This is a genomic window from Marinomonas sp. ABL3_031 (assembly GCF_056161265.1).
In genome coordinates this window covers 1-12,319 of record NZ_JBSWYU010000024.1, presented here as the reverse complement: position 1 = coordinate 12,319, position 12,319 = coordinate 1, and the positions used below count along the sequence as shown (strand labels likewise).

Here is a 12,319-nt window from a genome sequence, read left to right as displayed (position 1 = left end):
TAACTCAGTATAGAACGACCTAATGTATTTTTAAAAAACAAAGCTAAAAAAAAGAACCCCAGTGAAAATACTGGGGTTTATCGACACTCTGCGACGATTTTTATCGTCGTTTTTTTATAGAAAAGAAAAATAGAAAAACCAAATGTGAATCAAAGTATTAGTTTTGTTTTTCTTAATTTCGTGGTTTTTAAACAAAGGAACTAGGCTAGACTTTTTGTCGTGACAGTGCGAAAGTGAAGAGACAAATCGGTTATTTTGATCCGATGAATTTTAGCTTTTTAATCATTTCAAAAATTGGTTTTTTATGTCAGACCTTGCTGCAAATCAAAATGAAGACGTTTTTGAACCCGATGAAGAAACCCTAATCTCGGCACTGCGTAATCAAGATGATATTCCTATTTTGATGGATGTTGTAACGGATCCAGACTCATTCGATGATGGTATGAGTCAAGAAGAGCATCTTACTCATTCTGTTGAAGACGCTGTTGAACAAGGTGTGTCCCCTGAGGATATGCCTGAACATACAGAACTGAACCGAACCGATTTAGAGCAAGCCATTGCTACTGTGTTGGCGAAGCGTTTGCCGGACTTGGTTGCCGAAGTGATTCAGCACATGCAAACCTCAGAATCTGGCGACAACGTACCTGACTAGCGTAGTGATTTCTATTCGAAAATCACTGAAAATCCTCCCTGTTATTCTTTATCTGTTCATGACAGGGTATACTTCCACATCATTAAAATTGACCGCGACATTATAAGAGCTTTAAGACACCATAATGGAAAAGACTTACCAACCTCAAAGTATCGAACAACCTATCTACAAACGTTGGGAAGAGAGTGGTTACTTCTCTCCGCAAGGCAACAACACCCCCTTTTCTATCATGATTCCACCGCCAAACGTCACTGGCAGTTTGCACATGGGGCATGCGTTTCAGCATAGTTTAATGGACGCAATGATACGTCGTGAGCGCATGAAGGGCAGTCGTACTTTATGGCAACCAGGTTCTGATCATGCGGGCATTGCAACGCAAATGGTGGTGGAGCGCCAATTGGCTGCACAAAATATTACTCGTCATGATCTAGGCCGTGAGAAATTTCTAGAAAAAGTATGGGAATGGAAAGGTCAATCGGGTGGTACCATTTCCGATCAAATGCGCGTGCTAGGCGATTCTGTTGCTTGGGACAAAGAGCGTTTCACCATGGACCCAGGTATGTCCGCTGCGGTTCAGGAAGTGTTTGTTCGGTTGTTTGATGAAGGCATCATCTACCGTGGTCAGCGATTGGTTAATTGGGATCCTGTATTGCATACGGCGATCTCTGACCTTGAAGTGATATCGGAAGAAGAAAGTGGCTTCATGTGGTATTTCCGCTATCCATTGGCGGATGGTGTCAAAACGCCAGAAGGTAAAGATCACATTGTGGTCGCGACAACGCGTCCAGAAACCATGTTTGGTGATACTTGTGTGGCGGTAGCGCCTGATGATGAGCGTTTTGCTTCATTGGTTGGTAAAGAAATAGAGTTGCCACTAGTAGGGCGTCGTATTCCTATCATCGCCGATGAATACGTAGACAAAGAATTCGGTACTGGTTGTGTGAAAATCACTCCAGCCCACGATTTTAATGACTACGAAGTGGGTAAGCGCCATGATATGCCATTGATCAACATCTTTAATGACGATGCTGCGATCAATGACAATGCTCCAGAGAAATACCGCGGTATGGATCGTTTTGATGCGCGTAAAGCTGTGGTTGCCGATTTTGATGCCTTAGGCTTATTGGAGAAAGTAGCAGACCACAAGCTAAAAGTGCCTCGCGGTGAGCGTGGTAATACGGTTATTGAACCTTATTTGACACAACAGTGGTATGTAGCAGTAGAAAGTCTTGCCAAACCAGCGATTGAAGCGGTGGAAAACGGCGATATCCAATTTGTGCCTAAGCAATGGGAAAACACGTATTTTGCTTGGATGCGTGATTTACAGGACTGGTGTATTTCTCGACAGCTATGGTGGGGACATCAAATTCCTGCTTGGTATGATGCCGAAGGCAATACGTATGTTGGGCAAGACGAAGCCACGGTGCGCGCTAAATATAATTTGGCGGCAGATGTTGCACTGACGCAGGATGAAGACGTGCTAGATACTTGGTTCTCTTCAGCATTGTGGACCTTTGCTACGCAAGGTTGGCCAGAAGAAACGCAAGACTTCATGGACTTCAGTGAGTCTGATGTGTTGGTAACAGGTTTTGATATTATTTTCTTCTGGGTCGCTCGTATGATTATGATGACCCTGAAGTTCACCAACAAAGTGCCATTCAAAACGGTTTATATTACCGGCCTGATTCGTGATGAACGTGGCGATAAGATGTCGAAGTCTAAAGGTAACGTTATTGATCCTTTGGACTTGATCAATGGTATCGATATTGAGTCTTTGGTGGCGAAACGTACCTACGGCATGATGCAACCGCGTTTGGCTGAGAAGGTAGAGAAGAATACCCGCGAGACTTATCCAGAAGGCATTCAGGCGTACGGTACGGACGCACTAAGATTCACCTTGTGTTCTTTGGCGTCTGGCGGTCGTGACATCAAATTTGATTTGAATCGTCTCGAAGGCTATCGCAACTTCTGTAACAAGATTTGGAACGCCACTCGTTATGTGTTGATGAACACAGAAGAACAAGATTGTGGTCAACAAGGCGCAGAAGTGGAATTGTCTTTGGCTGACAAATGGATTATTTCTCGTCTACAACATGCGGAAGAAGCAGTTAATCGTGCCTTTGAAACGCACCGTTATGACCTTGCCGCTCAAGCCTTGTATGAGTTCATGTGGCATGAATACTGTGACTGGTACTTGGAGCTGTCTAAGCCAGTGTTATGGGATGAAAACGCAACGGCAGCTCAGTTGACGGGGACGCGTCGAACTTTGGTTCGTGTATTAGAAACTTTCTTGCGTCTAGCGCACCCAATGATGCCATTCTTAACAGAAGAAATTTGGCAGCGTATTGCGCCGCTAGCGGGTGTTGAGGGCGAAACTATTATGTTGGCACAATACCCAGAAGCGCAAGATACGAAAAAAGATGCGCAAGCAGAAGCGGATGTGGAGTGGTTGAAAGGCGTAATCCTTGGGGTGCGTAATATTCGTGGTGAAATGGATATTGCACCTTCAAAGCCGTTGTCTGTTTTGTTGCGTAATGGTTCAGAGCAAGATAAAGCGCGTTTAGAAGCGAATCTGACTTTCTTGCAAAAGTTGGCTAAGTTGGAATCCATTACTTGGTTGTCACAAGGTGATGAAGCACCAATGTCTGCGACGGCTTTAGTAGGCGATATGGAAGTCCTAGTACCCATGGCAGGTTTGATCGACAAAAATGCAGAATTAGCGCGTTTGCAAAAAGAAATTGATAAAGCGTCCAAAGATTTGCAGCGTATTGAAGGCAAGTTATCGAATGAGAGCTTTGTTGCGAAAGCACCAGAGGCGGTGGTCGCAAAAGAAAGAGCTAAGTGTGATGAGCTTAAGTTAGCGGTTAGTAAACTGGAAGATCAAAAAGCCAGCATTGAATCATTGTAATCAAGTGTACATCAGATGATATCGCTGATGTCGAAAGCATGATAGCGGCTTGTTGATACAATAAGTCGCTGTTGGCTATCATAACGCTTACTTTAATAAAAATAACAAAAGAGGCGAAATATGGAACGACTGACTGGAAAAGTTAAGTGGTTTAACGATGCAAAGGGCATTGGTTTTATTAGGCGTGAAGCCGATACCGATGTGTTTGTGCATTATAAATCCATTAATTGTAATGGTCATAAGACTCTTAAGAAGGGGCAGAGCGTAAGTTTTGTACTCACAGAAACCGATTTTGGCCTGCAAGCAATGGATGTGCTGGTTGAGAAGGCTCAGCCTGAAAAGTCCGCTAAGGCTGAGCAGACGGTTACGGGTTAATCAGACCAATATTTGAATGAGACATGATGCTGTTATAGTGGTCCGCTCTTCTTTAGTTATTAAGCATTTGATGAGCCAGTTTAACGAAATCAATTGGTGTGAGAATGCCGACCAATTTGTTGTTGTCTATGACTGGCAAGCAGCCGTATTTGTTTTCGATAAAAAATTCGGCGGCGGTATCCAAAGCCATGCTTGGGCTGATGGTTAAAATGTCTTTATTCATGGCGTTAGCTATGGGTGTTTGTTGCTCTTTTTTGGAAATTTGCTGTGTGCCAAATTGGCTAACAAGATAAAAAGCATGGCGCAGGTATTCCCGTTGAGTCAGCATGCCGACACATTCACTTTCTTCGTTAATAATGGGGATGTTGCGAATGTTCTTATCTTGCATCATGGCTTTTGCGGTGGCCAGAGAATCGTTTTCGCTGAGGGTGATGAGTTGGGTAACCATTAAATCTGCGACCGTTTTCATTCCTGCTATCTCCTTGTTATATAAATTTAATATTTCATTGAGTCTGGTCTATGAATAGGTAAAACGCAATGAAAGACCAATGAGCTAGATCAAGATGACTGATGAAGAGTGGATGGCGTTGGCCATCAAACAAGCTGAAAAAGCTGCTAATGAGAGTGAAATCCCTGTTGGCGCCATTATCGTGCTGAACGATGAAATCATTGGTCAAGGTTACAACTCCCCTATTTCTCACTGTGATCCGACAGCTCATGCGGAAATTCAAGCGATTCGCGATGCCTGCCAGAGAATGGGCAATTATCGTTTACCTGGCGCGACTTTATACGTCACGCTAGAACCTTGCTCTATGTGCGCGGGCGCGATTGTGCATGCGCGTATTGCCCGTGTTGTTTACGCGGCGACGGAACCAAAAAGTGGTATAGTGGAAAGTCAGGGAAATTTTTTTCAGGCAGAATACTTGAATCATAAAGTCATGGCGTCTGGTGGTGTGCTGGCCGAAGTGGCATCCGAACAGCTGACGCAGTTTTTTCAGTATCGGCGTGAGCAAAAGAAAAAGCTAAAACAGCAAACAAAACTACCCGATTGTTAAATTATTTAGCCAATTTACGCAGATAAAAGTGATACTCTGCTGGCCTCTATTTGCCTCAATGATTTAAAATACCCGCACCATTTCCCCCACAACTATAAATGAGGCAATAACCGACATGCTAACCCTGCATGGTTCTGCAGCGCTATCCGCGTTTCGTAAGGCAAAGCTATTAGCGAATATGACTGCATCTGTCCCTTCCGTTACTGATGTGGACGCACAGTTTATCCATTTTGTTGAACTGGCTGATCATCAAATATTGACAGGTGATCAACAAGTTGTTCTTGAAAGAGCGTTGGAATACGGGCCTAAATCCGCAGCGATTCAATCCTCTGAGCAAAGCGTGTTGGTGGTGCCTCGTTTGGGTACCATTTCACCTTGGTCATCAAAAGCCACCGATATCCTTCACAATTGTGGTTTGTCTGCTGTTGCCCGAGTTGAGCGTGGTGTTGAATATTTCATTCACAGTAAACAATCACTAACGGTTGAAGAATTAGATCTGTTGTCTGCCATGTTGCATGATCGTATGACAGAAAGCGTGCTTCCGGCATTAAGCGACGCTACACAGATGTTCTCTCACGCTGAACCTGCCCCCATGACAAGGGTTGATGTGTTGGCTGGTGGCCGTGCTGCTTTGGTTGAGGCAAACCAAAGTCTAGGTCTGGCCTTGGCGGAAGATGAAATCGATTACTTGGTTGAGTCCTTTGTAGAACTAGGTCGTAACCCAATTGATGTTGAGCTGATGATGTTTGCACAAGCAAACTCAGAGCATTGCCGACATAAAATTTTCAATGCTTCTTGGACTATTGATGGCAAAGAGCAAGAGCGCTCTTTGTTCAAGATGATTAAAAACACCCACGAGCATAATCCTGATGGCACCTTGTCAGCCTACAAAGACAATGCTGCAGTGATGGAAGGTCATGTTGCGGGGCGTTTCTTCCCGTCGCCTGAATCTCGTGAATACGACTTCAGTCAAGAAAACATTGATATCTTGATGAAAGTAGAAACCCACAACCACCCAACAGCCATTGCGCCATTCTCGGGTGCGGCTACCGGTTCTGGTGGTGAAATCCGTGATGAAGGCGCAACGGGTATCGGTGCTAAACCAAAGGCGGGCTTAAGTGGCTATACGGTTTCCGACTTAAAAATCCCTGGTTTTGAACAGCCTTGGGAAAGCCAATACGGCAAACCTGCTCGTATTGTCACGCCATTGGACATCATGATTGAAGGACCAATTGGTGGTGCCGCGTTCAATAATGAATTTGGTCGTCCGAACCTGTTAGGTTACTTCCGTACTTATGAGCAATCCATTCAAGGTCCTTCTCAAGCGGAAGTGCGTGGTTACCATAAGCCAATCATGTTGGCGGGCGGTATTGGTAACATCCGTCGTGAGCACGTTGAAAAAGATGAGATCAAAGTCGGTGCTAAGCTGATTGTATTGGGCGGTCCGGCAATGTTGATCGGTCTGGGTGGCGGTGCCGCTTCTTCTATGGCGTCCTCTGATGGTAACGAAGATCTGGATTTTGCTTCTGTACAACGTGGTAATCCGGAGATGGAGCGTCGTTGTCAGGAAGTAATCGACCGTTGTTGGCAGCTGGGTGCGAAAAACCCAATCAGCTTTATTCACGATGTGGGTGCAGGTGGTTTATCAAATGCCTTGCCTGAATTGGTGAAAGACGGCGAACGTGGTGGTGCTTTCGACTTACGTAAAATATTAAACGACGAACCAGGTATGTCACCGCTTGAAATTTGGTGTAACGAATCGCAAGAGCGTTACGTATTGGCGGTATCACCTGATCGTATTGAAGAATTTACTGCGATTTGTGAACGTGAACGTTGTCCTTTCGCCATTGTGGGTGATGCTAAAGAAGAACTTCATTTAGAAGTGGCCGATGAGCATTTCAATAATAAACCTGTTGATTTGCCCATGTCCGTGCTATTCGGTAAACCACCCAAAATGCACCGTCAAGCTAACAAAGCCGTCATTGCTGGTGATGATTTCACCGCAATAAACGTGGATTTGGCGGATGCGGCTAAGCGAGTATTGAGCTTGCCAACCGTCGCCAGTAAGAATTTCTTGATCACCATTGGTGACCGTACCATTACGGGTATGGTGGCGCGTGATCAAATGGTTGGTCCTTGGCAAGTGCCTGTTGCAGATGTGGCGGTAACTACATCGTCTCTAGATAGTTACACTGGTGAAGCCATGACCATGGGTGAAAGAACGCCTGTGGCATTGTTGGACGCACCTGCTTCAGGTCGTATGGCAGTAGGTGAAGCGTTAACAAACTTAGCGGCGGCACAAATCACCAAACGTAACCACATTAAATTGTCAGCAAACTGGATGGCAGCAGCAGGTTATGAAGGGGAAGACGAGAAACTTTACCAAACCGTAAAAGCGGTGGGTATGGAGTTGTGTCCGGCATTGGATATTGCCATTCCTGTTGGTAAAGATTCCATGTCGATGAAGACAGTATGGCAAGAAGGCGAGCAAGAAAAAGCCGTTACGTCTCCATTGTCTTTGGTGATTTCAGCCTTTGCTCCTGTGGCTGATGCGCGTAAAACCTTAACGCCAGAATTGCAAAATAAAGCCGATACTCAGCTTTTGTTGATCGACCTAGGGGCTGGTAAAAATCGCCTTGGTGGTTCTGTTATTGCCCAGGTCTACAATAAGTTGGGGCAACAAGCGCCTGATGTAGACGATGCATCTGTGTTGGCAGGCTTCTTCGATACCACTCAAGCGTTAAATGCGGAAGGCAAATTGTTGGCTTACCACGATCGTTCTGACGGTGGTGTTTTTGCGACTCTGACTGAAATGTCCTTTGCTAGCCATTTGGGTTTGAACATAGATCTTGATGCAGTAGTGAACTCGGCTGAACAGGTGGCACCGGCTTTATTCAATGAAGAATTGGGTGCGGTCGTTCAGGTTAAACAAGGGGATGTTGATGCTGTTGTGGCGGCTTACGCTAAAGCGGGTATCATAGTGGCACCAATTGCTACTTTGTCTGGTGATGACCAAATCCGTATTCGTTTAGCAGGTCAGTCACTGTTAGAAGAGTCACGCATTAACTGGCAACGTGTTTGGTCTGAAACCAGTTACCGTATTCAGGCCATGCGTGATAACCCAGAATCTGCACAACAAGAATTTGATAACTTGTTGGATGCAAAAGATCCTGGTCTGTCTGCTCAGGTGACCTTCGATCACAACGAAGACATTGCGGCACCTTTCATTGCCACTGGCGTGAAACCTCGCATGGCGGTATTGCGTGAACAGGGTGTCAACGGCCAAGTCGAAATGGCTGCGGCTTTTCATCAGTCGGGCTTTACGCCAGTGGATGTTCACATGAGTGACATTCTGACAGGCAAAGTAGACTTAGCAGAATTCCATGGTTTGGTTGCTTGTGGTGGTTTCTCTTACGGTGACGTATTGGGTGCGGGTGAAGGTTGGGCTAAGTCCATTCTGTTCAACGCTCGTGCTCGTGATCAGTTCGAGGCTTTCTTTAATCGTCAAGACACCTTCAGTTTAGGCGTGTGTAATGGTTGTCAGATGCTATCTAACTTGCATGAACTGATTCCAGGCGCACAAAACTGGCCTAAATTTGTTCGTAACCAGTCGGCTCAGTTTGAAGCGCGTTTGGTACAAGTAGAAGTGCAAAAATCCAACTCAATTCTACTAGCGGGTATGGAAGGTTCGCGTTTGCCAATTGCTGTTGCACATGGTGAAGGTCAAACGGAATACCGTGATGCGGCACATCAGGCGATGCTGCAAGCGAATCAACAGGTGGCACTGCAGTATGTAGACAACTATGGTCAAGCGACAGAAAGATACCCATTCAACCCGAATGGTTCTGCGCAAGGTATCACTGGTTTAACCACAGAAGATGGTCGAGTCACTATCATGATGCCGCACCCAGAACGAGTTTATCGTACGATTCAACACAGCTGGCACCCAAGTGACTGGCAAGAGCAAGCGCCTTGGTTGCGTCTGTTCCAAAATGCACGCAAGTGGCTTGGCTAACGCAGTCATTTAATTCATTTCGCTTAACACAAAGTCCTCTAAGACTTGTCTTAGAGGACTTTTACTATTTTATTGCTCAATAGCGTTTAACTATATTTATACTGTTTGAAATATGATTGTTTATGCTCTATTTATCATTGATTTAATTAAGCTTTTTAATTTTCTTAATAGGTGCATTTTTCAGAATTATGAAATGGTACACTGGCTTCTTGGTTAGGCACGCTTATTTAGTTTTTTGCTGTTATAAGGCCATGAGTCTTTGTTGTTTTGTTTGAAAGTAAATCTGCAATCCTAGTTAAGGAAGACGAACTCCCCAAAAAATTCTCTGTTTAGAAGTTGAGTCTCGTTTTTTAACTCTCTATCTGTTAAGTACTGCACGAAAGGTCTTTTTTCATACCATGTACTTGCGGGTGTTTAAATTTATCAATAAGGAAGTGTTGATATGAGTAATCAGAATATATTGGGTTTAATCAATCACCCTGAGTTCAAGCTGTTAGGGAATATTGGTATTGTCAAACCATTTAAGCGCACGCTAATAGGAAGCACTCTGGTGTTCTCTATCTTAGCGTCTTCGTTTGTGTCAGCTGAGTTTATACATCCAGGGCTGTTACATACTCAAGCAGACTTTGATCGAATGAAAAGTAAAGTGGCAGCAAGCGCTGAACCTTGGTTGTCAGGCTATAACATACTGACGTCCGATGATGCTTCGAAACTCGGTCAGTCTCCTAACCCACTGACAAAATTAGTTAGGGGAGGGGATGGCTCAAATTTTGGAACATTAGTCTCTGATATTCATAAAATGTATGCAATGGGGTTGCGCTGGAAAGTGTCGGGAGATACTGCGTACGCCGATTCAGTTGTTCAGTTTATGAATGCTTGGTCTTCGACTTTGACTGAGGTTACGGGGAATACCGATCGCTATTTGGCTGCCGGGCTTTATGGATATGAACTAGCAAATATTGGCGAGATGATGCGCGATTACAGTGATTGGTCTTCCAGTGATCAAACTGCGTTTAAAAATATGTTGGTGAATATCTTCTATCCAATAAGCTCTGACTTCTTGAAGAATCATAATGGCGCTTGCTTAGGTAACTACTGGGCTAATTGGGACATGATTAGTATTGCGGGGATTTTGTCGATTGCTATCTTTGCTGATGATCAAGATAAATATGATGAAGCTATAAACTATCTACATGATGGAGATGGTAATGGCGCCCTTAAAAATATGGTTTATTACAAGCATCCGGGGTATTTTGGGCAATATCAGGAAAGTGGCCGAGACCAAGGGCACTCCACTCTTGGTGTCTCAATGATGGGTGTTATTGGGCAGACGATTCATAACCAAGGTGATGATGTTTTTGCTTACAATAACAAACAGATGCTTGCCGCATCCGAATACGTGGCTAAATACAATCTCAATGAAGATGTGCCTTATACTCCATATGGTCAAAACTGCACGGGGGCAAGCACAAGACAAGAGACAATTTCTGATGATTCCCTTGGTATTAAACGTCCAGCTTGGGAGCTAATCTACAATTATTACGAGAATGTCTTGGGTGTCGCTGCTCCCTGGTCTAAGAAAATGGCAGCACAATTACGCCCAGAAGGTTTTCGAAATGGGGATGAGTTGGGTTATGGCACATTAACGCAGAGTCGGGATCGTATTACAGATGGTGGAGCTCCTTCTGATCTTAGTGCTGATTCCAGTACATCTAGCATTACTCTTTCATGGTGGGGAGCAGTTGGTGCAGATAGTTATAACATAAAACGGGCGACTTCAGCGTCTGGGGCTTATTCAATTGTTGCTACGATCCTGTCGAGTGATACCTTAACCTATTCTGATACCAACCTAACCTCCGGTCAGAATTATTACTATAAAGTGAGTGCTGTCAAAGACAGCGTTGAAAGTATTGAGTCAAATGTGGCGGTCGGGAAAGCTGGCCCTCGTTTGTTATTCAATTGGACGTTTGATAGTGAGACGGATAATAAAGTGTCGAACGAAGTTGGCTTTGGTGATGCGGTTTTGAAAAATGGCTCGACTTTAATTGATGGTGTTCATGGTAAAGCTGTGTCTTTGGATGGTGACGATGATTACGTCGAGTTGCCAAAAATTTCAACCGCGGGATTGGTTGATTACACTATCTCCACTTGGTTTAAACAAACAGATGCGAGAGTGTGGGCACAAGTGTTCGCTTTAGGTGGGAGCACTCAGCATTATATGGCATTCACCCCAAAGACAAACACCAATAAAACGCGCTATGCGACGACCAAAACAGGTCAAACAGGTGAAGATCGTCTCAATACCAGCTCGTTATCCTCTGATACTTGGTATCACGTTGTGGTTTCTGCCTCTGGTGAAACGGTAAAACTGTATATCAATGGAGAGGAGAAAATATCGAGCGATTCAGTTCGCTTCAATCCAAATCAGTTGGGGATTTTGCCAGTTAATATGCTTGGTAAAGCTCACGACAGTAGTTGGCCTATGTTCAAAGGGGCAATCGATGAATTTCGCATTTATCGTGGAGCGCTTACTGAGCAGGAGATACAAGATATTTATAACTGGGATACAAGCTCCATGGGTAATATTCCGGAAGAAGCGAATAACTCGCCAGCTTACATAGAAGATGGTATATACAAAATTGTTGCTCGTAAGAGTGGATTGGCTTTGACCCCTAAAGATGGTGGTGCATCAAACAACACCTTACTGGTTCAAGATCTTTATACTGGTGCGGATGATCAACAATGGACACTGACTAACGACGGTAGTAATTACTACAAAGTGATAGGGTCTAGCGGACGTGTGATGGATGACTATAGCTTTAGTAATAGTGATAGTTCTGATATTGGTCTTTGGGATGATAACGGAGGCGATAACCAACGGTGGGGATTCACTAGAACGAAAGATGGTTACTTCCATATCAGTTCTAAGTACAGGGCATCTTTAAGTGTTGATCCTTATGGAGCGACTACATCTTCAGATACAGAAGTGAAATTGTCGACTTACGATGGGGCGGAAGAGCAGCAATGGCAACTTATCAAAGTTAGATAAGCTGCTTGTGCTGTGAGTGTATGTGAAAGGCGATAGAAGATTGTTCTATTGCCTTTTTTATAAACAAACGAAAAAACAAAAAAAGTACTTGCTAAAAATCTGTAGATCCTTAATATACGCCCTCGCTGACACGGGGTGTACTTCAAAGCATCGAAGCGACACCAAAACAAGTCGGCACGCTCTTTAAAATAGATAATCAGATAATTTGTGTGGGCGCTCGCTGGGGCTTCAAAAAGAACTTGAAGTCTCATGAGAGTCTAACACG

7 protein-coding genes are annotated in these 12,319 nt (G+C 44.3%); 6 read left to right on the top strand and 1 reads right to left on the bottom strand.

Annotated features, from left to right (window positions below; all coding sequences use genetic code 11):
• Positions 1 to 304: 304 nt before the first annotated feature.
• The 3 genes from ACXAH2_RS16965 to ACXAH2_RS16955 all read left to right on the top strand — a co-directional run bounded on the left by ACXAH2_RS16965 (position 305) and on the right by ACXAH2_RS16955 (position 3,935).
• Entirely contained in the window at positions 305 to 652 is a 348-nt protein-coding gene (locus ACXAH2_RS16965) for a hypothetical protein (protein ID WP_475080132.1), read from the top strand.
• Between the two features lie 124 nt (positions 653 to 776).
• Positions 777 to 3,560 (top strand): valine--tRNA ligase, encoded by a 2,784-nt coding sequence (locus ACXAH2_RS16960; protein ID WP_475080130.1) that lies wholly within the window; start codon positions 777 to 779, stop codon positions 3,558 to 3,560.
• A gap of 120 nt (positions 3,561 to 3,680) precedes the next feature.
• The gene (locus ACXAH2_RS16955; RefSeq protein WP_475080128.1) at positions 3,681 to 3,935 is read left to right on the top strand and encodes a cold-shock protein; all 255 of its coding nucleotides are present in this window, start codon (positions 3,681 to 3,683) and stop codon (positions 3,933 to 3,935) included.
• Positions 3,936 to 3,987: 52 nt separating this feature from the next.
• On the opposite strand, the gene ACXAH2_RS16950 is transcribed toward ACXAH2_RS16955, so the two are convergent.
• Entirely contained in the window at positions 3,988 to 4,404 is a 417-nt protein-coding gene (locus ACXAH2_RS16950; protein WP_475080127.1) for a CBS domain-containing protein, read from the bottom strand.
• A gap of 94 nt (positions 4,405 to 4,498) precedes the next feature.
• On the opposite strand from ACXAH2_RS16950, the gene tadA reads away from it, so the two are divergent.
• The 3 genes from tadA to ACXAH2_RS16935 all read left to right on the top strand — a co-directional run bounded on the left by tadA (position 4,499) and on the right by ACXAH2_RS16935 (position 12,054).
• Entirely contained in the window at positions 4,499 to 4,990 is a 492-nt protein-coding gene (gene tadA / locus ACXAH2_RS16945) for a tRNA adenosine(34) deaminase TadA (RefSeq protein ID WP_475080125.1), read from the top strand.
• 115 nt (positions 4,991 to 5,105) lie between these two features.
• A complete protein-coding gene (gene purL / locus ACXAH2_RS16940; protein WP_475080124.1) occupies positions 5,106 to 9,005 on the top strand; it encodes a phosphoribosylformylglycinamidine synthase in 3,900 nt (1,299 codons plus the stop codon).
• A 442-nt stretch (positions 9,006 to 9,447) separates the two neighbouring features.
• On the top strand, positions 9,448 to 12,054 hold the full coding sequence (locus ACXAH2_RS16935; protein WP_475080123.1) for a LamG-like jellyroll fold domain-containing protein: 2,607 nt from the start codon (positions 9,448 to 9,450) through the stop codon (positions 12,052 to 12,054).
• Positions 12,055 to 12,319: the final 265 nt, after the last annotated feature.

Excerpts from the sequence above, each read along its gene's own strand:
- ACXAH2_RS16965 (WP_475080132.1), top strand. The coding sequence starts at position 305 with ATGTCAGACCTTGCTGCAAATCAAAATGAAGACGTTTTTGAACCCGAT.
- ACXAH2_RS16960 (WP_475080130.1), top strand. The coding sequence starts at position 777 with ATGGAAAAGACTTACCAACCTCAAAGTATCGAACAACCTATCTACAAA.
- ACXAH2_RS16955 (WP_475080128.1), top strand. The coding sequence starts at position 3,681 with ATGGAACGACTGACTGGAAAAGTTAAGTGGTTTAACGATGCAAAGGGC.
- ACXAH2_RS16950 (WP_475080127.1), bottom strand. The coding sequence starts at position 4,404 with ATGAAAACGGTCGCAGATTTAATGGTTACCCAACTCATCACCCTCAGC.
- tadA (WP_475080125.1), top strand. The coding sequence starts at position 4,499 with ATGACTGATGAAGAGTGGATGGCGTTGGCCATCAAACAAGCTGAAAAA.
- purL (WP_475080124.1), top strand. The coding sequence starts at position 5,106 with ATGCTAACCCTGCATGGTTCTGCAGCGCTATCCGCGTTTCGTAAGGCA.
- ACXAH2_RS16935 (WP_475080123.1), top strand. The coding sequence starts at position 9,448 with ATGAGTAATCAGAATATATTGGGTTTAATCAATCACCCTGAGTTCAAG.